The sequence below is a fragment of the Bradyrhizobium sp. HKCCYLS3013 genome, from assembly GCF_051167615.1.
GTDB lineage: Bacteria > Pseudomonadota > Alphaproteobacteria > Rhizobiales > Xanthobacteraceae > Bradyrhizobium.
The window spans coordinates 595,494-621,667 of record NZ_JBNPTK010000001.1; the positions used below are offsets into that span (position 1 = coordinate 595,494).

Here is a 26,174-nt window from a genome sequence, read left to right on the forward strand (position 1 = left end):
TTTCCCTGGAGTCCGATGTCCTTTGCCGTGACTATGACACGGAAAAATCCAGTCGCGCCACATCGGCCTTGATTGCCGCGATCGCGTCGTTGTTGCGCTGCGCGCGCGGCAGGTCGATCGGGACTGAATGAAGCAGACGGGCGGGGCGCGAGGACAGCAGGAAGATCCGGTCGCCGAGCCGTGCCGCGTCGTCCATGCTGTGCGTGACCAGAAGCGTGATCATGGGGCGCGAGGCCACGAGCGTCGCGATCTCCTCGCGCAGCCGCGCGGCGAGCGCGTCGTCGAGCGAAGCCAGCGGCTCGTCGAGAATCAGGAAGTCCGGCTCCACTGCAAACGCCCGCGCCAGCGCGACGCGGCGGGCGAGGCCGAGCGACAGCTCGCCGGGAAAATGGCTGCGATGTCCCTCGAGCTCGAGCACGCCGAAGATGGCGGCCAGCCTGTCCTCGGCGACACCGGGCGCTGCCAGCCGGACATTGTCCTCGACGGAGCGCCACGGCAGCAGCCGCGGCTCCTGGAACACCATCGCCAGCCGGGCGCCGGCGGGTTGTGCGACGTGGCCCTCATAGTCGTTGTCCAGACCGGCGAGGATCCGCAGCATCGTGCTCTTGCCGCAGCCCGAGGGACCGACGACGACGCCGACCTCGCCCCGCTGCAGCGCAAAGGCAATGCCCGCAATCACCTCCTGGCGCTTGCCATTGGCGCTGGTGTAGCTCTTGGACCTGATATCGACCTCAAGCCGCACGGAGCCGCCACCTCGATGCGCGCAGCTCGAACGGCTGGACGATGACGGCCTCGATCACCAGCACCACGGCGGCAAAGCTGAGCGAGTAGGCGAGCAGCAGCGGAATGTCGAACAGCTGGAAGGCGACGCCGATCTCGAAGCCGATGCCGTTGGGCCTCCCGAGCAGCTCGGCGACCAGCACGATCTTCCAGACCAATGACAGGCCGGAGCGCGCGGCCGCCGCAATATAAGGCGCAAGTTGCGGCAGCAGGACATGGCGGAGGATGCGTCCGCGCGGGAAGGCGAACACCTTGGCCATCTCGTCGAGCGATGGATCGAGCGCGCGGGCGCCTTCGCGCAAGGTGACGACGGCGGTCGGCAGCTTGTTGATCGCGATCGCCGCGATCGCTGCGACCTCGGTGAGACCGGCCCAGATATAGGCGAGCACGATCACCACCAGCGCGGGCAGATTGAGCAGCAGGATCAGCCAGGGATCGCCCAGGCGGTTGGCGAGCTGGCTGCGCCCCATCAAAAAGCCGATCGCCGAGCCGAGTGCCATCGACAGCGTGAAAGCGAGGGCGACGCGGGCGAGCGTGGCGCCGAGATGCAGAAACAGCGCGCCGGACCGCGCTTCCGCCACCGCAACCGCAAGCACGGCCGATGGCAATGGCAGCTTGGCGCTGCCGGCGACAGCCGCGGCAATCCACCACGTGGCCAGCAGGAGCGCAAAGGACAACAAGCGCAGCACTAATCCCTCGCATCCGCCCTGTAATAGGTGCCGGGACTGAGCTCCGGAGACGGGCCGACCAGATCGCGGCCGCCGATCGAAGCGAGCACGCCGTAGAGGATGCGCGCGTCGGCCTCTTCCTCGGCGATCGGCCGGCGCGGAATGCCCTCGCGATAGCGGTCGCGATAGGCGCGCAAGGTAGCGTCGTCCTGCGCGCCGGTCAGCGGGGCGATCGTCTGCCAGTCGGCGTCGGATGTCGCCAGGATCTCCTTGGCCTTGGCCGTGACGGACAGGAAGCGTGCCACGAGATCGCGGTGCTTGGCGGCCCAGTCCTCGTCGAAGACGTAGCCGATCATCGCGGTGCGGCCCTTGGCACCGAACGGCGGCAGCAGGTCCTCGACCCCGGCGAGCCGGCGGAAGCCCTTGGCCTCCAGCGCCGCGCAGAAATTCCAGTAGTTCAAGCCCGCATCCATCTCGCCGTCGGCCAGCTTGGCGGCCAGCAGCGGCGGCGCGCCGTAGGTAATGGTCGCCTGCGATTTCAGGTCGACGCCGTCGCGCTTGAGCGTGGCCTGCAGCAGCAACCAGCTCTTGTCGAGCGGGCCGCCGGCCACCGCCAGCTTGCGTCCCTTCAGATCGGCAAGCGTCTTGATCGGCGAGGCCGCCGGCACCATCACGGCGCCGAGCGCGCTCGAATAGGGATAGAAGGTCAGCTTGGCGCCGAGCGCACGCTCGCGCGACACCCAGAGCCAATCCGATACCATGATGTCGGCGTTGCCGGCACGCAGCGCGATCTTGCCGGCCTCCGGGCTCGCCAGCTCGACCGCATCGATCGCGATATCCGCCTGCTTGTCGAGCTGGTGGGCGCGGATCACCCCCAGCTCCCAGGCGAAGGTCCCGGTCTTCTGCACCGCAACCTTGACGGTCTCGGCGGCGCAGCATGCCGTGACCGGCAGCAGGGCGCAGGCGACAATCGCCATCAACAAACGACCGATCTGCGTCATGAGCCCGTCTGCAATTCCTCGAGATGTGTTCTTTTCAGCCTCATTCCCTTAGCATAGCTTCGGCTGCGATGCCGTGGAGGACTGTGATGCGTAGTGCTGTTCCGGTAGGACCGATTGTCGCCGCCCTCGTTGCCATGATCGCGGTCGCCGGGCCGGCTCGTGCCGAGGAGCTCAACGACTATCCGACCTCGGCGCGGGCCGAATATGTGTTCGGCTGCATGAAGGCGAATGGCGAGACCCGTGAGGCGATCGCGCAATGCTCCTGCTCGATCGACGTGATCGCCTCGATCATCCCCTATGAGCGCTACGTCACGGCCGAGACCGTCCTCAGCATGTCCCAGGTGCACAGCAATCTCGGCACCCAGTTCCGCACGTCCGAGCAGGCCGCCAACGCGCTGAACGATCTTCGCCGGGCGCAGGCCGAAGCCGAAGTGAGATGCTTCTGAAGCGCTGCCGCTCTGCCGCATCAGGTTCCTGAACCGTCGGCCGGCCAATCGTGCTCGAACACGTGGCCCTGCGTATCCTTCGCTTCCGCATGGAATTGCTTGGCGCCGTTCGACACGTAGGTGAAGCGGATATTGGGATCCTCCGAGATCGAGATGCCGCCTTCGACCGACAGCACCAGGCTGCCATCCTGCGACAGCGTCAGCCGGTCGATGAAGAAGGCCGGGATGTAGAGCTGCGTCACCTGGTCCATCTGGAGCCCGGAATTGTTGGGATGCCCGATCATGACCTGCGCTTCGCGGATGCCGCTCGTGGCGCCGTCGCTGCTTTGCGTGAACTGCCGATAGCGCATCTGGCCGATGCGCGCCTTGGCCTCGTCCGGATTCTTCGCCGCCGGCGCCGAGCAGCCTCCGGACGCCTTGACGAAGGTCTTGACCACATAGAGCTGACCATCCGTCAGCTCGGCCACGGCATGCACGTCCGTGTAGTTGTTGACGCGCACCCGCGTCGAGATCGCAGTCACATTGGCGTCCGCGCCGAGCGTGAACTTGGCGGCCATCGGCGCAGGATTCTGGTCGATCACCAGCGTGATGGTCTTGATGCGGCGCTCGTCGGCGGGCGACAGCTTGCTACGCAGGGTGACCGGGACCACCGAGGCATCCTCGGCGCGCGTCGGCATCTCGATCGACAGCACATTGGTGCCGTCCTGCATCGCCTTGTTGTTGAAGATGTCCTGGACGAGTCCCGGCCATGGATCATAACCATCAGCGGCTTTCGCAGGTGCGAAGGCAAACGCGAGGCATACCCCGAGAAGCAATGTGGACGGCAAGCGGAGCCCGATCATGGCGCAGTCCTCCCAAGGCAGTCTGGTGGATTAACGATCATAGCGCGTCACCCGCCTCATTCCCATTCCATTTCCGAGAATGCTGCAGTTGCGTTGCGGGCATTGTAGTCGTCGAACAGCTCCCATTTGCCGCGCTCCGATCCAGCGGCCCCAGCGGCGTCGGCGATCGGCCTGCCCGCCTTGATCAGCCCGCGAACGTCGTGGGCCAATGTGTCGAGGTAGCGACGCTCGTCACTGAGCGCCAGTGGCCAGGGGCTGACAGGTCCATGGCCCGGGACGACGCGCTCGGCCGGAATGGCCGCGAGTGCGGCCATGTCGGCGATCCAGCCGCGCAGGCTGCCATCCATCACTGGGATGTGACGCAGGAATACGAGATCGCCGGCGAACAAGGTCCGGCTCCGGTCATCATAGACGGACAGGTCGCAGTCGCTATGCGCGGTGCTCCAGGCCTTCAGCGTGAGGGTGCGGCCGCCCAGGTCGAGCGCCATCTCGTCATCGACGAGGATCGACGGAGCGACGAGGCGGACCTCGTCGATCAGTTCGGCGCCCATCAGGCGCCGGAACGCCTCGATGTAGTGCGGCCCGCGCAGGGCGAGCGCCCGGGGCAGGTTCTTGGCGCCGACGAAGCGGGTGCCGTCCGCCTCGAAGGCGGCATTGCCGAACAGATGGTCGGGATGAGCATGGGTGTTGACGACGTAGCGCACGGGCTTGTCGGTACGGGCGCGGATCGCGGCCAGCAGCGCGCGGCCTTCGCGGACGCTGCCGCCGGTGTCGATCACTGCGACCGCGTCACCGCCGACGATGAAACCGACATTGGCGATGGCGCCTTCGTTCGCCGCGTTCATCAGCGCGGTCTGGCCGATGTGAACGAACACGCCGGGCGCGATCTCGCTCACCTCGAGTTCCGGGGGCATGGCAAGAGCGGCGCCGCCGAGCGCCAGCGCACACCAGGCGATGATCGCAATGATCGGATGCCTCACCATCGGCTTGCCTTGCTCGCGTGGGACCTGTGCATCAGGCCATGGACGCTGCGGCGCAGCACCGGGTCAACTCTTCGCGATGACGGCGACTGTTGCACCCGCGCGGCCGGCGGCCTAGCATTTTCAAAAATACCGCGATGCGTTCGATAGGGATGGAAATACGGATGACGAAGCGTCACAAACTTGCTTGCTCGCTGGCTGTTGCCGCGGGGTTCACTCTGCTCGGACCGGCCGCCGCTTTCGCGCAGAGCAACGACGGCCTGGACCTGTCGATCGAGCTGGTCGATCCCAAGGTGCTCAGGGTCTGCGCCGATCCGCGCAACCTGCCGTTCTCGAACGAGAAGGGCGACGGCTTCGAGAACAAGCTGGCCGAGCTCTTTGCCGCCAAGCTGCAGAAGAAGGTGGACTACACGTTCTTCCCGCAGGCCACCGGATTCGTGCGCATGACGCTCGGCTCGCACCGTTGCGACGTGATCATGGGCTTTCCGCAAGGGGACGACCTGGTGCAGAGCACCAGTCCCTATTACCGGACGGCCTACGCGATCGTGACCAAGCCGGGCTCCGATCTCGCCGATGTGACGACGCTGGAGGACGCCAAGCTGAAGGGCAAGCACATCGGCATCGTGGCGGGCACGCCGCCGGCGACCAACATGGCGCTGGCCGGGCTGATGCCGACCGCAAAGCCCTATCCGCTGATGATCGACACCCGCGTCGATTCCTCGGCGGAGGCGATGATCAACGATCTGAAGTCCGGCGAGATCGATGCCGGCGTGCTGTGGGGGCCGATGGCCGGCTACTATGCCAAGCAGGCGAGCCCTCAACTGCACGTCACGCCGCTGGTGAAAGAGACCAGCGGGCCGAAGCTGATCTACCGCATCGCCATGGGCGTCCGTGGCGCGGACCAGAACTGGCGTCGCCAGCTCAACAAGCTGATCCAGGAGAACCAGGGTGAGATCAACAAGATCCTGCTGGACTTCGGGGTGCCGCTGCTGGACGAGAGCAATCATCTGATCACCGCCGAGGCTGCAGCGAAGCCATGATCGGTCGGCTCACCGCTGCGGCATTGGCAGGCGTGCTGCTGATCGCCGTGGCGGTGCGGGCCGATGATCTCGTGCCGGAGCCGGACAGCTATCGCACCGAGAACTATCGCGCGCCGGTGCCGACGAACCTGAGCGGAGCGCGCGTGCTGTCGACGCGGGAGACCGAGGCGATCTGGCGCGCAAGATCGGCCGCCTTCGTCGATGTGCTGCCGCGGCCGCCCAAGCCGAAGAACCTGCCGGCCGGGACGGTGTGGCGCGAGCAGCCGCGCCTGGACATTCCTGGCAGCATCTGGCTGCCGGATACCGGCTACGGCGTGCTGGCCCCCCAGACTGAGGACTATCTGAAGCGTGGCCTCGCCCATGCATCGGGTGGCGATTTCGGTCGTCTGCTCGTGTTCTATTGCCTCGAAGATTGCTGGATGTCGTGGAATGCCGCGCGGCGCGCGCTGACTTACGGCTATCGCAACATCGCCTGGTACCCCGACGGGACCGACGGCTGGAGCCGCGCCGACCTGCCGCTGCAGCAGACGCAGCCCGAGCCGCGGCCTGAGGAGTGAGCGGAGAGGGCGGCGAGAGCGCATCAAATCAGCTACTCCATGTCCTGCTGGATCTCGCGCGCCAGGGCGAACAGGCGCTGGTCGATCGCGGTCGGCACCTCGCAGACGAACTTCATCACGCGACGCCGGTCCTCGAAGATGCGCGTCTCCCAGTTCAACTGGTTGGTCATCTCCTCGACCTTGGCCTGATCCGGGTTGGGCCCGCTGTGCATCTCCTGCAACGCGATGGTGTCGCCGCGCACCTTCTCGACCGCTTCGCGCTGCTTGCGCATGACGCGCTCGAGGCCGTTCATGACCGACGTCCGCTGGGCGTTCAGCGTATCGAAAAGGCCGGCAAACAGCAGCTTGCCCTTGCGGGTCTTCTCCTCGGGCGTACCGGTCAGGAAATCGGCGACGTCCTTCTGCGCCTGCTCCAGCGGGATGCGGCGCGCCGCCAGCCTGGCGACCAGCTCCGCGATCTTGGCGTCGTCCTTCCAGCTCGCGCCGACATCGTCGATCGCAGGGCCGGACCACACGGCCGCGATGGAGATTTCCGGCACCTTGGCCTGCGGGCAGGGCCAATCCGGATAGCGCGGATCGGCGGCCATCGCAGCGCCTGCTGACGCTGCGATGGCGACGGCCGCCAGGATCGTTCTCAACCTCATGCCTCGCCTCCGGGACCACGCCTGACAAGACCCCGCGACGGATCGTAGGCCAGGATCGCGCCGATCATGAACACGGCGGTACAGCCGCCGACCACCGCGAGCGAAACCCAGTTCAGCTTGCCATAGAGCGCGAAGCGGATGAGCTCGACCGCGTGGGTGAAGGGGTTGGCCTCGCAGAGATAAGCGAGCCATGGGCTGCCTTCCTCGACGCGCCACAGCGGGTAGAGCGCCGACGAGGCGAAGAACATCGGGAAGATCACGAAGTTCATGACGCCGGCAAAGTTCTCGAGCTGCTTGATGCCGGAGGAGATCAGCATGCCCAGCGCGCCGAGCATCAGCCCGGACAGGACCAGCGCCGGCAGCACGGTGAGATAGCCCATCGGCGGCGGGGTGATGTCCCAGAACCAGGCGATGGCGAGAAACGCGTAGACCTGCAGCACCGAGACGGCGGTGCCGGCGAGCAGCTTGCAGAACAGGAGATAGCCGCGCGGCAGCGGGCTCACCAGCAAGGTGCGCATGTTGCCCATCTCGCGGTCGTAGACCATCGACAGCGACGACTGCATGCCGTTGAACAGCTGGATCATCGCCATCAGGCCGGGCGCGATATAGACCTCGTAGGGGATGTAGGTCTCGTAGGGCGGGATGATCGAGATGCCCAGCACCTGGCGGAAGCCGGCGGCGAAGATGAACAGCCAGACCAGCGGCCGCACCAGCGCCGAGACGAAGCGCTCGCGCTGGTGCAGGAAGCGCAGCCCCTCGCGCCAGACGATGCCGGTGAGGCAGGTGATGTATTCGCCGGCCGAGAAGCCGCTGCGTGTGGGGGCGGGTGAGTGGACGGTCGTGACGGTCATGACTCTGCACTCCGCGCCGGGCTGGCCTGCGTCGTCAGCCGCGCGAACGCGGCGTTGACGTCGGACGCGCCGGCCTCGGTGATCACCTGCGGCACCGGCCCGCGCGCCAGCACGCGGCCTTGATGCAGCACCACGAGATCGTCGGTCGGCGCGATCTCGTCGAACAGATGCGTGGCCCAGAGCACGCCGATGCCCTGCTCGGTGACGAGCTGACGGACATGACCGACGATGTCGGCGCGAGCCTTGACGTCGAGACCGACGGTGGCCTCGTCGAGCAGCAGGAGGCGCGGCCGGTGCAGCAGGGCACGGGCGATTTCAAGGCGGCGCATCTGGCCGCCGGAGAGGTCACGCACCTTGTTGCCGGCGCGGTCGGCGAGGCCGATCCGTGTCAGCAGCTCCTCGCTGCGGGCGCGGGCCTCGCGGCGCGAGATGCCGTGCAGGGCGGCGTGATAGAGCAGGTTCTGAGTCAGCGACAGATCGAGATCGAGCGTGCGCGGCTGGAACACGACGCCGAGCAGCCGCAGCGCCTCGCCCGGCGTGCGGCCGATGTCATGGCCGAAAATGCCGATCCGGCCGGTCTGCACCGCGAACAGCCGCGTGATCAGCGAGAACAAGGTGCTCTTGCCGGCGCCGTTGAGGCCGAGCAGGGCGGTGAAGCTCGCAGGCCTCACGGCGAAGCTTACGTCGTTGAGCGCCTTGCGTGCGCCATAGGAATGGCTGACGCCGGCGACCGACAGTGCCGGCACCTGGTCGGGAGCCGTTTGCGGCGTGGCGCCTGTCGCGTCGAGAGCGGGTGCGTTCTGCGTCGTCATGGCTGTGCGATCGTGATGCCCCAGGGCAGCTCGCCGACCTGGATGGTCTTGATCACCTTCTGCGCCGCGACGTCGATCACCGAGACGTCGTTGGAGACGCCGTTGGTGACCAGAAGATATTTCTCGTCGGGCGTAAACTCCATGTGCCAGACGCGCTGGCCGACCAGGAGATACTTCTTCACCTCGTGGGTGGTGCCGTCGACGACCGCGACGCGGTTGGCGGGGCCGAGTGCGACGAAGCCGGTCTTGCCATCCTTGGTCAGGGCGATGCCGACCGGCTGGATGGCCTCGCTGCGCAACCCGGGCACGGCGAACTTGATCTTGCCGGTGACCTCGCGCTTGGCGGGATCGATGATCGACACCGTGCCGCCGATCTCCGCCGACACCCACAGTTCCGAGCCGTCGGTCTTGAACTCGGCATAGCGTGGCCGCGCATCGACCAGCACGTTGGCGACGATCTGGCGCGTCGACGTGTCGATGAAATGCGCCATGTTGGTGGTCTCGGAGGTGCAGATCAGGATCTTGCCGTCCGGGCTGAGCATCATGCCCTCGGGCTCGACGCCGACCTGGACATCGCCGATGCGCACGCGCTTTTCGAGGTCGAGCACGGTGACGGTGTTGTCATTCTCGTTGGCGACATAGAGCGTCTTGCCGGCGGCGTCCTGCGCGAACAGCTCGGGATCCGGGCCGGAGGGCAGGGTGTCCACCACCTCCATCTTCCTGGCGTCGATCACCTGGATGGTGTCGTCATCGCCGACGGCGACCATCACGAACTTGCCGTCGCGCGTGAACGCGATGCCGCGCGGCCGCTGGCCGACCTTGATGGTCTTGGTGACCGTCCATGTGTCGGTATCGATGACGGAGACGGTGTTGCCTTTTTCGTTGGAGACGAAGGCGACGTAGGCGGAGGCGGGCGACGCGTGGGCCAGCCACAGCGCGGCGGTGAGCAGGCTGGCTGCCATGCCGACATACCTGCGAAGCCGTGGCCGTCCTTCGAGACGCCCGCCTCCGGCGGGCTCCTCAGGACGAGGCCGGTGTGCGCGGTTAGATCCAAGCCATGCGCGCTCGAGACCTTGCTGCCGAACCTCCCCGTGATCTCGCCCCTCTCCATGAACACGCCTCTCGGCGTGTTCATGGTCGGTGTGCAGTGCCGCCCTCGGCTCTTGACCCTCATGGTGAGGAGTGCCGTCTTGGGCGCGTCTCGAACCATGAGGCCCCAGACCGATAGCCACATTGGTTGTCGGACTGCGCATCGTCATCAACATCTTCCAATCCGACATCATTGCAGCTTGCACTTGGTTTCGGGGCGGTCGACGCCGAGGGTGTCGAGCTCGGAGACTTGATGCAGGAAACCCTCCTGCGGCGAGACCGAGACGATCATGCGGCCGTCGGCCAGCAGGATCGGCTGGCGCAGTTGCAGGTTCCAGTCGCGCAGCGAGAGCCTCGTGCCCTTGAAGGCGGCGATGGTGAAGTTCGGGCCCTTGAGATAGTCGGTCAACGTCTTCGCGTCGCCGGAGTTGGTGCGCGAGGCGGCCTCGCCGATCATGCGCACGGCCATCCAGGCCTGCATGTCCAACGCGTCCATGCGGCGTGATGCCAGCTTCATGAAGCGGTTCTGCAATTGCGTCGCGCCCCACTGGTCCTGCGCCGGATCCCAGCTGGTCGGACGCAGGCCGGCGGAGCCCGCGACGGGGCGCGGATCCCAGGTGCGATAGGGCAGGTAGTTGGCGAACACCTCGCTCTCGTCGGCGGCGACCAGCACGTCATAGGCCGGCGCCTTCTGCGTGAACACCGGCATCTGGCGCTGGATCAGGGTCACGCCAGAGTCAGTGCGCCGCGCGCCGCCGGTGTCCTCGAAGGTGCGCTCCTCGACGATTCTAGCGCCGAAACGGGTGGCGGCGCGACGCAGCGCGTCGGCGAACAGCTTGTCGTTGTCGTGCGAGCCGGTGACCAGAAGCCAGCGCTTCCACTGCTTCCATACCAGATACTGCCCAAGCCCATCGGCCAGCATCGAGCGTGTCGGGGCGACATGGATGACGTTGGCGCGGCAGTCCTGCTCGCGCAGGCGGTCGTCCGTGGCGCCGACATTGAGCAGGGTGGTGCCACGTCCGCGCAGGGCGTCTGCGACCTTCAGCAGCGCATCCGCCGGAAGGTCGGCGAGAATGAAGCCGGCCTTTCCCGCGAGCTCATTGGCGGCCTGCGCCGCGTCCTCGTCGTCCTTGATGCGGCGCTCGATCAAAGTGAAGCGCTGGTTGAGGAACTTGCCGGTGGTGTTGTTGTCCTCGATCGCGAGCTTCGCGCCGGCCACGCCATCATCGGCCGCCGGCTGGTCGAGCGGCGACAACGTCTGCGGCACGCTCGCGCGGCCGAGATAGCCGATCGCGATGTCGACCGGCTCCGCCGCGACGGCGGCGGTTGCGGCGGCGATGAGGCCGATCGCGCCGATCAGAGATCGGGCCAGAACTCCCAGGACCACATGTCCTCCCACTGTTCCCTCGTCCTTTTCCGGCGAGGTTTCGTCTTGCAAGATGAACGAATTGGCCTAGCTTTCAACCCCACTTTTGGCCGCTGTCGCGTCATTTCGGATCACGACCTTGAAACCTGCCGTTCTCTTCGCGTTCCTGATCCTGATGTCTGCGACATCAGTGCATGCCGAGCCGACCAAGGTGGCGGTGTTCGACTTCGAGCTGATCGACACCAGCCTGCAGGGCGAGGTGCAGGGCCCGCGCCAGGACGAGCAGACCAGGCTGGCGCACGCCGCCGAGCAGTTGCGATCGGCGCTGCAGGATTCCGGACGTTTTCGCGTCCTTGACATCGCGCCCGTCAACGATGCGGCGCACCACAGCAATCTGCAGGCCTGCGGCGGCTGCGACGTCAAGCTCGCGGGCGACATCGGTGCCGATCTCGCCATCACCGGGACGGTGCAGAAGGTCTCCAATCTCATCCTCAACATGAACATCTATCTGCGCGACGCGCATACCGGGAAGCCGGTCGCGGCTGTTACCGCCGACATGCGCGGCAACACCGACGAATCCTGGACCCGCACCATGGCCTGGCTGATCCGCAACCGCCTGCTGGCGCCGAACTACGGCGCGCCGCAGGCGCAATAGCCGGCGAGATATGACGGTGCGTTCTCGCGGCGGATGACGCCCGAGCTTTGCATATCGATCGCCCCTCGAAAAGCAGAGAGGCGCAGGGAAGGCCGGGAGCCTGCCGCCCCCATGGTCCGCCTGCAGAAGAAAATGCAGGCGGCAGGTACCACAGGTTCGGCTGGGACATCCCGGCCCTCCCTGCGCGGATGGTCTTAACGGTTGCTTCGCGTTCTCCCCGGTGCGCCGGGCTTTCTGGTCACCGTGCGCGACGACACGCTTCTCACGCGCCGCCACGGGGGCATCGGCATCGGGATGCCAGGACCACGCGACTTGGCCGTACGCCGCGGCGCGTTCGTCCGCATGCTCTCGCGAGCATGCTGCGCGCCGCCGGCGTCCACCGCATCCCGCCTCCACGTTCGTGACGACCGCGATACGCCCTCTCGACGAGGCGGGATGGCGCGATACAATCATGTTTTCTGGAAAAGCGAAAGCAGAATCTTTTTCCCCGACGCACTGGACACGGTGATCGCCTTGCGCGGCCTGCGGAAATCGGCCTGCGCGCGCAGGAGATGATCGGACGGTGAAGATCATGACATTGCCTCGACGGCGCGCGATCGCGCCCGTCGGGCAAATCAAGGCCGCGGCTGATGTCAGCGGCCGAGCCGCGCGGCGTGCCAGCGCAGATGATCGGCCATGTAGGTCGAGATGAAGTAATAGCTGTGGTCGTAGCCCTCCTGCTTGCGCAGCAGCAGCGGGATGTGGGCCTTGTCGCAAGCGGCCTTGAGCAGCTCCGGGCGCAACTGCTGGGTCAGGAACTGATCGGCGGTGCCGACATCGACCAGCAGGTCGGAGACGCGCGCGCCGTCCTCGATCAGCGCCACCGCATCGTGCTTGCGCCACGCCGCCTTGTCGGCGCCGAGATAGCCGCCGAGGGCCTTCTCGCCCCACGGCACCTGCGACGGCGCGACGATCGGCGAGAACGCGCTGGCGGCGCGGTAGCGGTCGGGGTTGCGCAACGCCACCGTGAGCGCGCCATGGCCGCCCATCGAGTGGCCCATCACCGACTGCCGGCGCGGATCGACCGGGAAGTTTGCCGCGACCACGCTCGGCAGCTCCTCGGTGACGTAGCTCCACATCCGGTAGTTCTTCGCGAACGGTGCCTCGGTCGCATCGACATAGAAGCCGGCGCCGAGGCCGAAATCATAGGCGTTGTTGGGATCGCCGGGCACGCCGTCGCCGCGCGGCGAAGTGTCGGGCGCCACGAAGACCAGGCCGAGCTCGGCGCAGGCGGCGCGAAACTCGCCCTTCTCGGTGACGTTGGCGTGGGTGCAGGTCAGGCCGGAGAGATACCAGACGACCGGCAGCTTCGCGCCGTCGGCATGCGGCGGCACGAACACCGAGAACGTCATCTCGGTCTTGGTCTCCTGGCTGGCGTGGCGGTAGACACCCTGGACGCCGCCATGGGATTTGTTCTGGGAGACGGTCGTGAGCGTCATGGGATCACCTGTTCGGCAATGATGTCGGGCTGTTGGCGTGGCTATCGCCAACGCGTGTCAGGCTGCGTCGTTCAATCGGGACGAGTCAAGCAACGCCGTTCTCGATCGCCAAACGCACCAGCTCGCCGGATGTTCGCACGCCGAGCTTCTGGCGGATGATCGAGGAGGTGTTGGCGACGGTCTTGTAGGACGAGTGGATCAGCCAGGCAATCTCCGACAGGCTCTTGCCGGCGCTGAGCAGGCGCAGGATCTCGAGCTCGCGCGAGGTCAGTTTCGCCAGCGGGCTCTGCGCGACGGCGGCGCCCGCGAACGCGATGCTGCGCGCGATCGCCGGCGGCAGATAGCTGCCGCCGCGGGCGACCTCGCGGATCGCCTCGGCGAGATCGTTCGGATCGCCGCTCTTGGAGACGTAGCCCTTGGCGCCGATGTCGATGGCGCGCGCCGCGAACACCGGATCGTCGTTCATGCTGAACATGATCAGCCGGGCATTGCCGTCGTGGGCGAGGATGCGCCGCGCCAGCTCGAAGCCGGAGACGGTCGGCAGGTTGATGTCGACGACGCAGACGTCCGGCCGGCGCGCGATGAAGCCGGCTTCGCCGCTCTCGGCGTCCACGGCTTCGATCAGCTCGAGCTCCGGATCGGTCGAGAGCAGGGCCCGGCAGCCTGATGCCACAATGGGATGGTCATCGACGATCAGTACGCGCATGGCCTTGGGGTCCCGGACTTCCAACTCGCGTCATTGTTGCGATGCATCATTAATGCATGCTGCGCGGTATTGCATGATGTTGCAATTAGATCGCCGGCGGATTTGTCTGTCAATGTGAGTGCGCATGAAACCCGGTGGCGGTGAGGCGGAGAGAATGTGGCAGAATTGGTCGTTGCGGACCCGCATCAACGTGCTGCTGGCGCTGCTGCTGACGCTGGGCCTCGCCATCAACATCGGCCGTCTCGTGCTGGAGGCGGCGCCGCGCGTGCTGGCGGAGGACCAGAGCGTCATCCGCCTGACGCGGGCCTTCGTCGAGACCATCATGGACGAGGTCAACGACGCGCCGGATCCGAACGCGCGGCTGGACCGGATCGTCGGCGATCTCCGACAGCTTCGTCACGTCAGCGTGAGACGGCAGGGAATGCCGGCGCAGACTCCGCCCTCTCCCGGCGTCGGCCGCGCGGCACCGGCGTGGTTCATCGCACTGGTGCATCCCGACAAGACCTCGGTCAGCATGCCGGTCATCGTCGCCGGCCAAAGTGACTCGCTGGTGATCACCTCGCATCCCGACGACGAGATCGCGGAGATCTGGGACGGCATCGTCACCCAGCTCGTCGTCGGCTCGCTGGTCGGGCTGGCGTTGTTCGCGATCACCATGCTCGTGGTCGGCCGCGCGCTGGCGCCGCTTTCGGATCTGTCGGACGCGATGAGCCGGATCGAGGCCGGCGCCTACGATACCCGCGTCAAGCCGGGCGGCGCGCCCGAGCTCGCGGCGCTCTGCGCCAAGCTCAACCATCTCGCCGGCGCGCTCGGCGAGGCGGTGGAGGAGAAGCGCCGCCTCGCCGAGCGCACGGTGTCGCTGCAGGACCACGAGCGCAAGGAAATCGCGCGCGAGCTGCATGACGAGTTCGGGCCGCATTTGTTCGCGCTGCGCGCCCATGCCAGCGCGCTGATGCGATTGCCGGAGGCTGCGACGCTCGACGTCGCCGCGATGCGTCGGCACGGCCAGGCGATCCTCGATCAGGTCAACGCCGTGCAGCAGTTCAACCGCCGCATCCTGGAGCGGCTGCGGCCCGTCGGCCTCGCCGAGCTTGGCTTGCGCGAGGCGCTCGGCGCATTGGTGCGGCTGTGGCGGGAGTCGCGCCCGGAGGTCGCGATCGAGACCAGCTTCACCGACACGGTCGTGCGCAGCAACGAGACGGCGGAGCTGACGATCTACCGGGTGGTGCAGGAGGCGCTGACCAACGTGTTCCGCCACGCCGAGGCCACCGCGGTCGACGTCACCATCGAGCCGCTGCAGCAGACGACGGCCGGCCATCGCCGCAGCTATACGCGGGTGCGCGTCCGCGACGACGGCCGCGGGTTCAGCCCGGAGCACAAGCTCGGCTTCGGCCTCACCGGCATGCGCGAGCGGCTGCTGGCGCTGGGGGGCACCCTGACGGTGGCCTCCACCGGCGCCGGCGTCACGATCGAGGCGATGGTGCCGGCCGACGCGGCGTGAGTCCGGCCGCAACGAACCATCCGACCGGCTATTCGCAATTTGCAGCGCGGAGCACGCGGCGGCAGCTCCGCGGCAGATCGCCTATGGCGAGCATGCCTTGGAACTTCGTCTCGTCCCGATGATTGCCACGCAGGTCACACCGTCGAGGCGTGCCACCGAGGATCCCGCCGGGTGAGCGCGAGCGGACAAGGAGCGAGCTGATGAGCAAGGAAACGCCGAAGGACGATCCGCGCCAGAAAAGCGACTGGGGCTCGATGAAGCAGACCGACAAGCCCTGGGCCGAGAAGCCGGAGAAGGAGCAGCGCTCGGAGGCGGCCAAGGACCTGGAGACGTGGAGCGAGAGCAACACGCATTGAGGTGACGGACTGCGATGCGGATAGACGTGTGCAGCTCGGCGTTGTCGCCTTTGTCCGACATCCGACAAATCCGTGTCGGAGCTACGCGGCGGACATCATCGCGCACGGCGCCGGCTCGGGCTGCACCGGCCACACCGCCGCGACGGCCGTGTCAGCCTGCCGCTCGTCGAGAATCCGTTTCACCGAGCGCGAGCAGAGGCCGCATTGGACCGTGCAGCCGAGACAATCATACACTTGCGCCGGCGAGCCGAAGGTGATGTCGGCCGCCGTGACGACGTCGCGAATGGCCGTGTCGCTGATGACGTTGCAGGAACAGATGATCATGGCTGTTGCTCGCTCCTGCAAACGATAAGCAACCGGGATGCCAAGGCCGGCGCGCAGGGCGCGGGCTAATCAGAATCGTTCGAAACGATCTGATCCGCGGGCAGGTCCGCGGGCAGGCTCGCGCTCGTCCTGATGCAGTGCGCGACATGCAGCCGCATGGCGGCCAGCGTCGCCTGGGCGAGTGCCTGTCCCTGCGCATCGATCCCGGTCCACTGCGCATGACGGCCGCGTGGATCGATCTCGGCGAGCGCGATGCCGGCCGGCAGGTCGCTGCCGTCGCGGACGATGCCGCGCAGGATGCCGTCATGGGGGGCCGTGACCGGCGCGCCGGAGAGATGGCCGATCACGAAGCCCTTGTAGATGCGCGTGCCGATCTCGATCGGAGTATGCCATCGGCCCTCATGCGGCGAATGCACCAGGCACTCGACGCCGACGAGCGCGCCGACATCATCCGTTGCCAGCGTCCAGCCCTGGCGTACGATCTGGCCGACCCGGTCCGGCCGGGTCTCGATCGCGATATCGCAATTGGCCGACGGCGAGAAACCCGGACCGATGCCGATCGAGAGCCGCGTCATGCCGCGCAGGTCCGGGGTCACTTCGCGCCTCTGCATCCGCGCGTCGATCAGGACGTCGATGGTACGGACCGGCAGGAGATCGAGCAATCCAAGTGGGGTGACGAGGACGTGCCGGGGATTGCCGAGCGCCTTGAACACCTCCATCGTGCTCTCGATGCGCTCGCCGGTCACGTTCTCGACGCGGACCGTGTCGCCGAACAGGGCGTCGTGAAACGCCATCTTGCGGCGCATGACCGGCGGATTGGGATCATGCGACAGCACCACGCAGAAGCCGGCACGATGCAGATGCACGCCGATCGCCGACGCGACGTCGTTGGTCCCGAGGACCACGGCGAAGCGCACTGCATTCGTCCCCATGTCCTGGTCCATACGCTGTTGGCGTCTCGTGGCTGTCCGTCGTTCGACTGACAAGCGGTCTTCCAGTTCGAATGATCGGTTCCGTCGAGCAAGAGTTGGACCATCGGCCATCGTTCTGAAAACGATCGCGCTTTGACGGTCTTGCGAAGGACGCGGTCCAAAGCCGACGCGAGATGTGTCCAGAACCCGCCAATCTGTCGCGAACCCGACAGGAAAAGGCTGCTTTGCCCGCTGTTTTCGCTGGCCCGGAATCTGCACAGCCGGAGCATGGCGATACCACTGGTATTTCCGATCGTCGCGGAGCCTGCGCCCAGACCACGTCTGAGGCAAAGGCAGCAGCCGAAGCTCGGTAGCCGGCGTCCTGGTGGCGTTGCGGCGCAGGATCAGGACGGATGAGGTGAGCCTCGATCTCGACCAGGACGTCCGCGAACCCGTCATCGAGGCGGCCGGGACCATCACGGCGTGCCCGTTCCATCGAGACATGGCCGCCGCCGAGCGGCCCGCGCGCACCGAGCAGAAAACGCTCGTGCTGACCGGCGGCTCGCGCGGCATCGGTCATGCGACCGCAAAGCTGTTCTCCGACGCCGGCTGGCGCATCATCACCTGCTCGCGCCAGCCTTTCGATGGCGGCCGCTGTCCGTGGGACGCCGGTCCCGACAATCACGTCCAGGTCGATCTCAGCGATCGCAAGGCGATCCCGCGTGCGATTGCCGACATCAAGCAGCGGCTCGACGGCGCGCCGCTGCATGCCTTGATCAACAATGCCGCGATCTCTCCGAAGGCCGGCGACGGCGGTCGGCTGGATTCGCTGTCGACCTCGGTCGAAACCTGGATGACCGTCTTTCACGTCAATTTTCTCGGACCGATCCTGCTGGCGCGCGGGCTGTTCGAGGAGCTGAAGCGCGGGCAGGGCGCGGTCGTCAACGTGACCTCGATCGTCGGCACCCGCGTCCATCCGTTTGCGGGCACAGCCTATGCGACCTCGAAGGCGGCGCTCGCCTGCCTCACCCGTGAGATGGCGCACGACTTCGCGCCGCATGGCATCCGCGTCAACGCCATCGCGCCGGGCGAGATCAAGACCGAGATGGTGTCGCCGGAGACCGAGGCGCGGTTCTCGCCGCTGATTCCGATGCGCCGGATCGGCGCGCCGGAAGAGGTCGCCAAGGTGCTGTTCTTTTTGTGCTCGGATGCGGCGAGCTACGTGACCGGCGAGGAGATTCAGATCAACGGGGGGCAGCACCTCTAGGTTGATCACAGCCGCGCGCGGCCGACACGCGGATGTGAACGCGTCATGCCGCGGCTGGCAGCCGAAGGAGTCGAGCGGCGGGCCGGACGTGGAAAGTTGGTGTTCAGGTGTTGTCCGTTGCGACCCGGTCGCAAACATGCCGGCGAATACGCGAATACTAGATGTCGAGAAGACAACGCGAAATCGTCAGGCGCATCGTCTTTGCCGCCCGGGCGGACGTGCAATGCACGCATCGTCACGGGTGCAAACTAATTTGTTAACATCATAAAAGCCTGCAGCCTTTCTGATCTGTCCGTTGCACACTACTTCTGCGGCAATGCAGCAAAGTTAGGCACGACAATCATCTGCGGTTAAGGGAGGATGTTAGAACACCTACAATCACGGGCGGCTTCACCAAGGCGTTCGTGACGATCAGAGAAGCGACGATGGTCCAAACGGAAACACGTCAGGTCGAAGCTCAGGACGTCAGGTCCAACGCCGCGCCGATCCCGCTCAGCGAGATCGCGCTGACCGGAATTTTCGAAATCTCGAAAATTCTCGCCGCGCCGACGCGGCTGGAGATCACCCTCGCCAACGTCGTCAACCTGTTGCAGTCCTTCATGCAGATGCGCCACGGCGTGGTGTCGCTGCTCGCCGATGACGGCATTCCCGATCTCGCAGTCGGGGCCGGGTGGAGCGAAGGCAGCGACCAGCGTTATCGCGAGCGCCTGCCGCAGAAGGCCATTGACCAGATCGTCGCCACCGCCGTGCCGCTGATCGCCGAGAACGTCGCCGATCATCCCGCCTTCAGCGATGCGGATGCGGCCACGCTCGGCGCCGGCGCCGACACCCGTGTGTCCTTCCTCGGTGTTCCCATCCGCATCGACCAGCGCGTCGTCGGCACCCTGACGATCGACCGGGTCTGGGACGGCCGCGCCGTCTTCCGGCTGGATTCCGATGTGCGCTTCCTGACCATGGTCGCCAATCTGATCGGCCAGACCATCAAGCTGCATCGCGTCGTGGCGCGCGACCGCGAGCGGTTGATGGCGGAAAGCCACCGGCTGCAGAAGGAGCTCTCGGAACTGAAGCCGGTGCCGAAGGATCGCAAGAGGGTGCTGGTCGACGGCATCGTCGGCGACAGCCCGGCGCTGCGCGCGCTGCTGGAGAAGATCAACGTCGTCGCCAAGTCGAATGCGCCGGTGCTGCTGCGCGGGGAATCCGGCACCGGCAAGGAGCTGGTGGCGAAGGCGATCCATGAACTGTCCAATCGCGCGAAGCGGCCGTTCATCAAGATCAACTGCGCCGCATTGCCGGAGACGGTGCTGGAGTCGGAGCTGTTCGGCCACGAGAAGGGCGCCTTCACGGGCGCGATCAACGCTCGCAAGGGCCGCTTCGAACTGGCCGACAAGGGCACATTGTTCCTCGACGAGATCGGCGAGATCTCCCCGGCGTTCCAGGCCAAGCTGCTGCGCGTGCTGCAGGAGCAGGAGTTCGAGCGCGTCGGCGGCAACCAGACCATCAAGGTCGATGTCCGCATCGTCACCGCCACCAACCGCAATCTCGAGGAGGCGGTGTCGCGCAACGAGTTCCGCGCCGACCTCTACTACCGCATCAGCGTGGTGCCGATCAAATTGCCGCCGTTGCGCGAGCGGCGCAGCGACATTCCGCAGTTGGCGCGCGAGTTCCTGCGCCGCTTCAATTGCGAGAACGAGCGCGATCTCACCTTCGACGTCAGCGCCATCGAGGTGCTGATGCATTGCGGCTTTCCTGGCAATGTGCGCGAGCTGGAGAACTGCGTGCAGCGGACCGCGACCATGGCGACGGGCTCGGCGATCGGCATGGACGACTTCGCCTGTAGTCGCAACGAGTGCATGTCGGCGATCCTGTGGAAGGGCAATACGGTGACGCCTCCGCCGCCGCGCGGCCAGCCGATGGTGCCGCTGCCGATCCTGCCGCGGACGTCGGCGCCGGTCGAGGCTCCCGTCGAGCTGCCGGCGATCGATGCCGATGACGGCGAGTATTCCGATAGCATGGAGGGCGGCGCTGTGCCGGAACGCGACCGCATCGTGCAGGCGATGGAGCGGTCCGGTTGGGTCCAGGCCAAGGCCGCCCGCCTGCTCGGCCTGACGCCGCGCCAGATCGGCTACGCGCTGAAGAAGCACAATATCGAGGTCAAGCGGTTCTGAGCGGCCTGGCTTCGGCTTTTTGAAGGGCGCGCGGCTGGCGCGCCCTTTTGTTTGGGCGCATGCTGCGGTCGACCGCTGCAGTCATCGTGAGAGTCGAGCTTTCAACCACGGTGGTGGTCGGCTCCCCTCCCCCTTGCGGGGAGGGGTTGGGGGGTCTCCGAACGCAAATCGTTGTGAGTGCATTCGATCGTTATGCAGGTCTTGCCGCGGCTTACGCTCGGTTGCTCAGCGGTTCGATGTATCAACGATGGCCGGTGTCCTCGACAGAGCATCAGCGCGCATCACATGCAGCGTGCGCGTGGACCCACACCCCCGACCCCTCCCCGCAAGGGGGAGGGGAGCGCACCGTCGTCGCGGTTGGCAGTCCGATTTCGGAGACTACCGCTTACCGATTTCGGAGACTACCGCTTACCTCGCGTCCTGTCGCACTTGCGACATGCTGTCGGGAGAGCGACAGCTCGCCGTGACCGGCGAACTTTAGAATCCTCCTTAGAAATCAACCAAATGCTCTCTGGCACGGCGCTTGAAAGATAACGCGCGAATGACATCGCTCGATGTCGCAGGAATCGCGGGAGCTGCACATGACCTACAAGATCATCGCCTCACAATGCACGGTCTGCGGGGCATGCGAGTTCGAGTGCCCGAACGCAGCCATTCGGCTCAAGAACGACATGTACATCATCGATCCGAAGAAGTGCACGGAGTGCGAAGGCCATTTCGACGCGCCGCAATGCGCTGCTGTCTGTCCGGTGCCGGACACCTGCGTCCCTGCCTGACGCGGGCCGCGGCGGAAACATTGCAAGCGGAGTGAGCGATGGCAGCAGTTCAGGAGACCATTGATCGGGTCAAGGGCATTGACGTCGATCAATATCGCTACGGGTTCGAGACCGTCATCGAATCCGAGAAGGCTCCGAAGGGGCTGTCGGAAGACACCATCCGCTTCATCTCGGCCAAGAAGAACGAGCCGGCCTGGATGCTGGAATGGCGGCTGGAGGCCTATCGCCGCTGGCTGACCATGACCGAGCCGACCTGGGCGCGGGTCGGCTATCCCAGGATCGACTATCAGGATCTCTATTATTACGCCGCGCCGAAGCCGAAGAAGAAGGTGGCCTCGCTCGACGAGATCGATGCGGAGATCCTGAAGACCTACGAAAAGCTCGGCATTCCCCTGCGTGAGGTCGAAATCCTGGAGGGCGTCGAGCGGCCTGCGGCGGCGGAAACCAATGTCGACGGCGAGGCCGCGGCGCCGCGCAGCAGGATCGCGGTCGATGCCGTGTTCGACTCGGTGTCGGTGGCGACGACCTTCAAGGAGGAGCTGAAAAAGGCCGGCGTGATCTTCATGCCGATCTCCGAGGCGCTGCGCGAGCACCCGGACCTCGTGCAGAAATATCTCGGCACGGTGGTGCCGACCACCGACAATTATTTCGCCACGCTCAATTCGGCGGTCTTCTCCGACGGTTCGTTCGTCTACATCCCGCCGGGCGTGCGCTGTCCGATGGAGCTGTCGACCTATTTCCGCATCAACGAGCGCAACACCGGCCAGTTCGAGCGCACCCTGATCATCGCCGACAAGGGCGCCTACGTCTCCTATCTCGAAGGCTGCACCGCGCCGCAGCGCGACGAGAACCAGCTCCATGCCGCCGTGGTCGAGCTGGTCGCGCTCGATGATGCCGAGATCAAATATTCGACGGTGCAGAACTGGTACCCCGGCAATTCGGAAGGGGTCGGCGGCATCTACAATTTCGTCACCAAGCGTGGCGACTGCCGCGGCACCAATTCCAAGATCTCCTGGACCCAGGTCGAGACGGGATCGGCGATCACCTGGAAATATCCGAGCTGCATCCTGCGTGGCGACAATTCCAGCGGCGAGTTCTACTCGATCGCGATCTCCAACGGCTTCCAGCAGGTCGACAGCGGCACCAAGATGATCCATCTCGGCAAGAACACGTCGAGCCGGATCATCTCCAAGGCCATCGCCGCCGGAAAGTCGCAGAACACCTATCGCGGCCTCGTCAGCGCGCATCGCAAGGCGTCGGGGGCGCGCAACTTCACCGCCTGCGACTCGCTCTTGATCGGCGACAAATGCGGCGCACACACCGTGCCCTACATCGAGGCGAAGAATTCCTCGGCGGTGTTCGAGCACGAGGCAACCACGTCCAAGATCTCCGAGGACGTGCTGTTCTACTGCATCCAGCGCGGTCTTAGCCAAGAGGAAGCGGTCGGCCTCGTCGTCAACGGCTTCGTCAAGGACGTGCTGCAGCAATTGCCGATGGAATTCGCCGTCGAGGCGCAGAAGCTGATCTCGATCTCGCTCGAAGGTTCGGTTGGATGACGGCGTCGCGCGGCGACAACATCAGAAGGAGTGTTCGATGACGGCCCTGCTCGAAATCAAGGGACTCCACGCCGAGATCGCCGGCGGACGGAAGATCATCCAGGGCCTGGACCTGACCGTGAACAAGGGCGAGATCCACGCCATCATGGGGCCGAACGGTGCTGGCAAGTCGACGCTGTCCTACGTGCTCGCCGGCAAGCCCGGCTACGAGGTCACCGCCGGTGAGGTCTATCTCAACGGCGAGGACCTGCTGGCGATGGCGGCCGACGAGCGCGCCGCCAAGGGTGTGTTCCTCGCGTTCCAATACCCGCTGGAGATCCCCGGCGTTGCCACCCTGACGTTCCTGCGCGCCGCCTTCAATGCCCAGCGCAAGGCGCGCGGCGAGGAGGAGCTGTCGTCGCCCGACCTGATCAAGCGCGTGCGCGAGATCGCCAAGACCCTGAACATCGACGCCGACATGCTGAAGCGGCCGCTCAATGTCGGCTTCTCCGGCGGCGAGAAGAAGCGCAACGAGACCCTGCAGATGGCGCTGCTGCAGCCCTCGCTCTGCGTGCTCGACGAAACCGATTCCGGTCTCGACATCGATGCGCTGAAGGTCGTCGCCAACGGCGTCAACGCGCTGCGCTCCGCTGAGCGCGGCATGATCGTGATCACCCATTATCAGCGGCTGCTCGACTACATCGTGCCCGACATCGTCCACGTGTTCGCGGCAGGGCGCATCGTCCGCACCGGGACCGCGGACCTCGCGCGCGAGCTCGAGGCGACCGGTTACGCCCAGTATCAGAGCGAAGCGGCGTAAGAGCGCGAGGAGCACGAGCATGGGCGTCGCGATCCGCAAGACCAAGGCCGAGCTCGGACTGGCCGATCTGTATCAGGGCGCCCGCCGCTATCTGCCGGGTGGCGAGGAGATCACGGCGGTGCGCGCCGCCGCATTCGACCGCTTCAACGCGGTCGGCCTGCCGCATCGGCGCGTCGAAGCCTGGCGCTACACCGATCTTCGCACGCAGATGAAGGAGGCGAAGCGTCTCGCTTCGCTTCCGGACGATGCTGCGAAGGCCAAGGCGCGCGAGGCGCGCGACTTGTTCGCCGGCGCCGGCTTTCGCAAGCTGATGGTCGTCGACGGCGCCTTCGTGCCCGAGCTGTCGGACCTCGCCGATCTCGAGACTGGCCTCACCATCCAGCCGATGGCCGACGCGCTCGCCGCCGACAAGCCGCTGCTGTCGCAGCGTCTCGGCCCGATGGTGCCGGACGACGATCCGGCGCTGGCGCTCAACACCGCGCTGGCCGCCAATGGGGTCGTGATCCTGGTCGCACCGGGCACCGTGCTGAGCCGGCCGATCCATGTCGCCTTCGTCACGACCAACTGGGTCGCGACCTCGATGTTCACGCGGTCGCTGGTCAATATCGGTGCCGGCGCCAACGCCACCATCGTCGAGACGCATCAGGGACCCGACGGCAGCGAGTATCAGGTGAACGCCGCAATGCAACTCGTCGTCGGCGACGAGGCGCGGATCGATCACGTCAAGGTCGTCAGCGAGGGCAACAGCGCGCTGCATATCGGCTCGCTGCTCGCCAATATCGGCGCGCGCGCGACCTTCAACCAGCTCGGCTTCGTTGCCGGCGGCGGCCTGGTGCGCAATCAGCTGTTCGTCCGCCTTGCGGGTGAGGGCACCGTCGCCGATATCCGCGGCGGCGCGCTGCTGTCGGGCACGCAGCATGCCGATGCCACGCTCGCTATTGAGCACGCCGCCGAGAACGGCCAGAGCCGCGAGACCTTCAAGGCCGTCGTCGGCGATACCGCGCGCGCGGTGTTCCAGGGCAAGATCACCGTCAGCCCCGGCGCGCAGAAGACCGACGCCAAGATGATGTCGCGGGCGCTGCTGTTGTCCGACGAGGCCGAGGCCGACAGCAAGCCGGAGCTCGAGATCTTCGCCGACGACGTGCAGTGTGGTCACGGCACGACCACCGGCGCCATCGACGATGAGCTGTTGTTCTACTTGATGGCGCGCGGCATTCCGCCCAAGGAGGCCAAGGCGCTGCTGATCCAGGCCTTCATCGGCGAGATCATCGAAGGCGCGGCCAATGAGAGCGTGCGGGCGGCGCTGACCGAGGCGATGCTGGGCTGGCTCGGACGACGGGAGTAGATGATGCATGCAGCGGTGCAGGGAAGCGGCTACGACGTCGGCCGCATCCGGGCGGATTTTCCCATCCTCGGCATGCAGGTGCACGGCAAGCCGCTGGTCTATCTCGACAACGCCGCCTCGGCGCAGAAGCCGCAGGCGGTGCTCGACCGGATGAACCAGGTCTATACGTCCGAATATGCCAACGTGCATCGCGGCCTGCATCATCTCGCCAACGCCGCCACCGAGGCCTATGAGGGCGCCCGTGCCAAGGTCGCGGCGTTCCTCAATGCTGAGAGCCCGGAGCAGATCATCTTCACGCGCGGCGCCACCGAGGCGGTGAATCTGGTGGCGCAGACCTTCGGGCGCGAGCGGATCGGGCCCGGTGACGAGATCGTGCTCTCGATCATGGAGCACCATGCCAATATCATTCCCTGGCATTTCCTCAGGGAGCGCCAGGGTGTTGTCATCAAATGGGCGCCGGTCGATGACGATGGCAACTTCCTGCTTGACGAGTTCGAGAAGCTTCTGACGCCACGCACCAAGATGGTGGCGATGACACAGATGTCGAACGTGCTCGGCACCGTCGTTCCGGTCAAGGAGGTCATCCGCATCGCGCACGCCCGCGGCATTCCCGTGCTGGTCGACGGCTCGCAGGCCGCCGTGCACATGGAGGTCGACGTCCGCGATCTCGACGCCGACTTCTACTGCGTCACCGGGCACAAGATCTATGGTCCGACCGGCATTGGCGCGCTCTACGGCAAGCGCGAGCTCCTGGCCGCGATGCCGCCGTTCAACGGCGGCGGCGAGATGATCCGCGAGGTCTCGCGGGACTTTGTCACCTATGGCGACCCGCCGCATCGCTTCGAGGCCGGCACGCCGCCGATCGTTGAAGCGGCTGGGCTCGGCGCGGCGATCGATTACGTCGCCTCGATCGGCAAGCAGCGCATCGCGGCGCACGAGCATGATCTCGTCGCCTATGCCACCGAGCAGCTGCGCGAGATCAACTCGCTGCGCATCATCGGCAATGCCGCCGACAAGGGCGCGATCGTCTCGTTCGAGATGCAGGGCGCCCACGCCCACGACTTCGCCACCGTCATCGACCGCTCCGGCGTCGCGGTCCGCGCCGGCACCCATTGCGCCATGCCGCTGCTGGAACGCTTCGGCGTGACGGCGACCTGCCGTGCCTCGTTCGCGATGTACAACACGCGGGAAGAGGTCGATGTCCTCGTGCGCGCGCTGAGGAAGGCGCAGGAGTTTTTCGCGTAGAATCGGCTTGCTGG

At 66.0% G+C, this 26,174-nt stretch carries 27 protein-coding genes; 13 read left to right on the top strand and 14 right to left on the bottom strand.

Translation table 11 applies throughout. From position 1 onward, the window contains the following. Window positions 1-31: 31 nt before the first annotated feature. Genes ACQR1F_RS02750 through ACQR1F_RS02760 form a run of 3 tightly spaced genes read right to left on the bottom strand, consistent with a single transcriptional unit; the run spans window position 32 to window position 2,449 of the window. On the bottom strand, window positions 32-742 hold the full coding sequence (locus tag ACQR1F_RS02750) for an ABC transporter ATP-binding protein (protein WP_434900285.1): 711 nt from the start codon (window positions 740-742) through the stop codon (window positions 32-34). Then, entirely contained in the window at window positions 732-1,469 is a 738-nt protein-coding gene (locus ACQR1F_RS02755; RefSeq protein ID WP_315803720.1) for an ABC transporter permease, read from the bottom strand. The genes ACQR1F_RS02750 and ACQR1F_RS02755 overlap by 11 nt, the downstream gene beginning before the upstream one ends. Then, complete coding sequence (locus tag ACQR1F_RS02760; RefSeq protein ID WP_316179907.1) at window positions 1,469-2,449, bottom strand: ABC transporter substrate-binding protein; 981 nt, start codon at window positions 2,447-2,449, stop codon at window positions 1,469-1,471. The genes ACQR1F_RS02755 and ACQR1F_RS02760 overlap by 1 nt, the downstream gene beginning before the upstream one ends. Window positions 2,450-2,535: 86 nt before the next feature. Between ACQR1F_RS02760 and ACQR1F_RS02765 the strand changes: the two genes are divergently transcribed. Beyond that, complete coding sequence (locus tag ACQR1F_RS02765) at window positions 2,536-2,895, top strand: hypothetical protein (RefSeq protein ID WP_316179908.1); 360 nt, start codon at window positions 2,536-2,538, stop codon at window positions 2,893-2,895. 20 nt (window positions 2,896-2,915) lie between these two features. On the opposite strand, the gene ACQR1F_RS02770 is transcribed toward ACQR1F_RS02765, so the two are convergent. Then, window positions 2,916-3,737 (bottom strand): quinoprotein dehydrogenase-associated SoxYZ-like carrier, encoded by an 822-nt coding sequence (locus tag ACQR1F_RS02770; RefSeq protein WP_315803717.1) that lies wholly within the window; start codon window positions 3,735-3,737, stop codon window positions 2,916-2,918. A gap of 56 nt (window positions 3,738-3,793) precedes the next feature. Continuing rightward, window positions 3,794-4,720: a quinoprotein relay system zinc metallohydrolase 2 gene (locus ACQR1F_RS02775; protein WP_316179909.1), complete on the bottom strand. Its 927-nt coding sequence runs from the start codon at window positions 4,718-4,720 to the stop codon at window positions 3,794-3,796. Between the two features lie 161 nt (window positions 4,721-4,881). Here ACQR1F_RS02775 and ACQR1F_RS02780 point away from each other — a divergent pair, with 161 nt between their 5' ends. Continuing rightward, the gene (locus ACQR1F_RS02780; protein ID WP_434900284.1) at window positions 4,882-5,757 is read left to right on the top strand and encodes a substrate-binding domain-containing protein; all 876 of its coding nucleotides are present in this window, start codon (window positions 4,882-4,884) and stop codon (window positions 5,755-5,757) included. Continuing rightward, a complete protein-coding gene (locus tag ACQR1F_RS02785) occupies window positions 5,754-6,314 on the top strand; it encodes a PQQ-dependent catabolism-associated CXXCW motif protein (RefSeq protein WP_434900283.1) in 561 nt (186 codons plus the stop codon). Before ACQR1F_RS02780 ends, ACQR1F_RS02785 begins: the two co-directional genes overlap by 4 nt. A gap of 32 nt (window positions 6,315-6,346) precedes the next feature. On the opposite strand, the gene ACQR1F_RS02790 is transcribed toward ACQR1F_RS02785, so the two are convergent. From ACQR1F_RS02790 to ACQR1F_RS02810, 5 genes are all read right to left on the bottom strand, one after another. Next, window positions 6,347-6,958 (bottom strand): hypothetical protein, encoded by a 612-nt coding sequence (locus ACQR1F_RS02790; RefSeq protein WP_315803713.1) that lies wholly within the window; start codon window positions 6,956-6,958, stop codon window positions 6,347-6,349. Then, entirely contained in the window at window positions 6,955-7,809 is an 855-nt protein-coding gene (locus tag ACQR1F_RS02795; RefSeq protein ID WP_434872641.1) for an ABC transporter permease, read from the bottom strand. The genes ACQR1F_RS02790 and ACQR1F_RS02795 overlap by 4 nt, the downstream gene beginning before the upstream one ends. Continuing rightward, a complete protein-coding gene (locus ACQR1F_RS02800; protein ID WP_434872640.1) occupies window positions 7,806-8,621 on the bottom strand; it encodes an ABC transporter ATP-binding protein in 816 nt (271 codons plus the stop codon). Before ACQR1F_RS02800 ends, ACQR1F_RS02795 begins: the two co-directional genes overlap by 4 nt. Further along, the gene (locus tag ACQR1F_RS02805; protein WP_434837712.1) at window positions 8,618-9,583 is read right to left on the bottom strand and encodes a YVTN family beta-propeller repeat protein; all 966 of its coding nucleotides are present in this window, start codon (window positions 9,581-9,583) and stop codon (window positions 8,618-8,620) included. Before ACQR1F_RS02805 ends, ACQR1F_RS02800 begins: the two co-directional genes overlap by 4 nt. A 317-nt stretch (window positions 9,584-9,900) precedes the next feature. After that, window positions 9,901-11,082 (bottom strand): ABC transporter substrate-binding protein, encoded by a 1,182-nt coding sequence (locus tag ACQR1F_RS02810; protein WP_434912562.1) that lies wholly within the window; start codon window positions 11,080-11,082, stop codon window positions 9,901-9,903. Between the two features lie 169 nt (window positions 11,083-11,251). Between ACQR1F_RS02810 and ACQR1F_RS02815 the strand changes: the two genes are divergently transcribed. Next, window positions 11,252-11,731: a DUF3280 domain-containing protein gene (locus ACQR1F_RS02815; protein WP_316239566.1), complete on the top strand. Its 480-nt coding sequence runs from the start codon at window positions 11,252-11,254 to the stop codon at window positions 11,729-11,731. A gap of 632 nt (window positions 11,732-12,363) precedes the next feature. On the opposite strand, the gene fghA is transcribed toward ACQR1F_RS02815, so the two are convergent. After that, complete coding sequence (gene fghA / locus ACQR1F_RS02820; RefSeq protein WP_434837713.1) at window positions 12,364-13,209, bottom strand: S-formylglutathione hydrolase; 846 nt, start codon at window positions 13,207-13,209, stop codon at window positions 12,364-12,366. An 85-nt stretch (window positions 13,210-13,294) separates the two neighbouring features. Continuing rightward, window positions 13,295-13,915, bottom strand: a complete 621-nt coding sequence (locus ACQR1F_RS02825; RefSeq protein ID WP_434912496.1) for a response regulator transcription factor — start codon at window positions 13,913-13,915, stop codon at window positions 13,295-13,297. A 154-nt stretch (window positions 13,916-14,069) separates the two neighbouring features. Here ACQR1F_RS02825 and ACQR1F_RS02830 point away from each other — a divergent pair, with 154 nt between their 5' ends. Then, window positions 14,070-15,416, top strand: coding sequence for an ATP-binding protein (locus ACQR1F_RS02830; protein ID WP_315803708.1), 1,347 nt, complete (start codon window positions 14,070-14,072; stop codon window positions 15,414-15,416). 200 nt (window positions 15,417-15,616) lie between these two features. Then, on the top strand, window positions 15,617-15,772 hold the full coding sequence (locus tag ACQR1F_RS02835) for a hypothetical protein (protein ID WP_315803707.1): 156 nt from the start codon (window positions 15,617-15,619) through the stop codon (window positions 15,770-15,772). 81 nt (window positions 15,773-15,853) lie between these two features. Here ACQR1F_RS02835 and ACQR1F_RS02840 read toward each other — a convergent pair whose 3' ends face one another. Both ACQR1F_RS02840 and ACQR1F_RS02845 read right to left on the bottom strand, forming a co-directional pair. Beyond that, window positions 15,854-16,096 carry a (2Fe-2S)-binding protein gene (locus tag ACQR1F_RS02840; RefSeq protein ID WP_316179915.1) on the bottom strand — a complete coding sequence of 81 codons (243 nt, stop codon included), beginning with the start codon at window positions 16,094-16,096 and terminating at the stop codon, window positions 15,854-15,856. Between the two features lie 65 nt (window positions 16,097-16,161). Beyond that, a complete protein-coding gene (locus tag ACQR1F_RS02845; RefSeq protein WP_315803705.1) occupies window positions 16,162-17,028 on the bottom strand; it encodes a xanthine dehydrogenase in 867 nt (288 codons plus the stop codon). A gap of 397 nt (window positions 17,029-17,425) precedes the next feature. Between ACQR1F_RS02845 and ACQR1F_RS02850 the strand changes: the two genes are divergently transcribed. The 7 genes from ACQR1F_RS02850 (at window position 17,426) to ACQR1F_RS02880 (ending at window position 26,160) form a co-directional block, all read left to right on the top strand. After that, window positions 17,426-18,274: an SDR family NAD(P)-dependent oxidoreductase gene (locus ACQR1F_RS02850; RefSeq protein ID WP_434837715.1), complete on the top strand. Its 849-nt coding sequence runs from the start codon at window positions 17,426-17,428 to the stop codon at window positions 18,272-18,274. Between the two features lie 425 nt (window positions 18,275-18,699). Then, window positions 18,700-20,439: a nif-specific transcriptional activator NifA gene (gene nifA / locus ACQR1F_RS02855; RefSeq protein WP_315803703.1), complete on the top strand. Its 1,740-nt coding sequence runs from the start codon at window positions 18,700-18,702 to the stop codon at window positions 20,437-20,439. A 581-nt stretch (window positions 20,440-21,020) separates the two neighbouring features. Next, window positions 21,021-21,215, top strand: coding sequence for a 4Fe-4S dicluster domain-containing protein (locus ACQR1F_RS02860; RefSeq protein ID WP_006609648.1), 195 nt, complete (start codon window positions 21,021-21,023; stop codon window positions 21,213-21,215). Between the two features lie 38 nt (window positions 21,216-21,253). Beyond that, window positions 21,254-22,771 (top strand): Fe-S cluster assembly protein SufB, encoded by a 1,518-nt coding sequence (gene sufB / locus ACQR1F_RS02865; RefSeq protein ID WP_434912497.1) that lies wholly within the window; start codon window positions 21,254-21,256, stop codon window positions 22,769-22,771. Between the two features lie 37 nt (window positions 22,772-22,808). Beyond that, window positions 22,809-23,570 carry a Fe-S cluster assembly ATPase SufC gene (gene sufC, locus ACQR1F_RS02870; protein ID WP_315803701.1) on the top strand — a complete coding sequence of 254 codons (762 nt, stop codon included), beginning with the start codon at window positions 22,809-22,811 and terminating at the stop codon, window positions 23,568-23,570. A 19-nt stretch (window positions 23,571-23,589) separates the two neighbouring features. Further along, a complete protein-coding gene (gene sufD / locus ACQR1F_RS02875) occupies window positions 23,590-24,915 on the top strand; it encodes a Fe-S cluster assembly protein SufD (RefSeq protein ID WP_434912498.1) in 1,326 nt (441 codons plus the stop codon). A gap of 3 nt (window positions 24,916-24,918) precedes the next feature. After that, on the top strand, window positions 24,919-26,160 hold the full coding sequence (locus ACQR1F_RS02880) for a cysteine desulfurase (RefSeq protein ID WP_434912499.1): 1,242 nt from the start codon (window positions 24,919-24,921) through the stop codon (window positions 26,158-26,160). Window positions 26,161-26,174: the final 14 nt, after the last annotated feature.